This window comes from Streptomyces spiroverticillatus (assembly GCA_014650415.1).
GTDB classification, from domain to species: Bacteria; Actinomycetota; Actinomycetes; order Streptomycetales; family Streptomycetaceae; genus Streptomyces; species Streptomyces spiroverticillatus.
In genome coordinates, this window is record BMUX01000084.1 from 1 (window position 1) to 794 (window position 794).

At 69.0% G+C, this 794-nt stretch carries 1 protein-coding gene; it reads right to left on the reverse strand.

The features are described 5' to 3' along the window. Positions 1-4: 4 nt before the first annotated feature. Positions 5-790: an electron transfer flavoprotein subunit beta/FixA family protein gene (locus tag IE269_RS42810; protein ID WP_189828781.1), complete on the reverse strand. Its 786-nt coding sequence runs from the start codon at positions 788-790 to the stop codon at positions 5-7. Positions 791-794 lie beyond the last annotated feature (4 nt).

Consider the following 794-nt stretch of genomic DNA (forward strand, 5'->3'; position numbering starts at 1 on the left):
GGGCTTAGATGAACTTCTGGCCCGCGAGGAACTCGGCGAGCTGCTTGCCGCCCTCGCCCTCGTCCTTGACGATCGTGCCCGCCGTGCGCTCCGGGCGCTTGTCCGCCGAGGCAACAGCCGTCCAGGAGCCCTCCAGGCCCACCAGCTCGGCCTCCAGGTCCAGATCGTCCAGGTCCAGGGACTCCACCGGCTTCTTCTTCGCCGCCATGATCCCCTTGAACGACGGGTAGCGGGCCTCACCCGACTGGTCCGTCACCGACACCACCGCCGGCAGCGACGCCTGCAGCTGCTCGGAGGCGGCGTCGCCGTCGCGGCGGCCGGTGACCACCCCGTCCTCGACCGTGACCTCCGACAGCAGCGTCACCTGCGGCACCCCCAGCCGCTCGGCCAGGATCGCCGGCAGCACACCCATCGTGCCGTCCGTCGACGCCATACCCGCGATGACCAGGTCGTACCCGGTCTTCTCGATCGCCTTCGCGAGCACCAGCGAGGTCGCCATCACGTCCGAACCGTGCAGGTCGTCGTCCTCGACGTGCACGGCCTTGTCCGCACCCATCGACAGCGCCTTGCGCAACGCGTCCTTCGCGTCCTCCGGACCCACCGTCAGCACGGTGATCTCCGCGTCGTCCGCCTCGTCCGCGATCTGCAACGCCTGCTCGACCGCGTACTCGTCCAGCTCCGACAGCAGACCGTCGACATCGTCCCGGTCGACCGTCAGGTCATCGGCGAAGTGCCGGTCGCCAGTGGCGTCGGGCACGTACTTCACACAGACAACGATCCTCAAGCTCACGCCG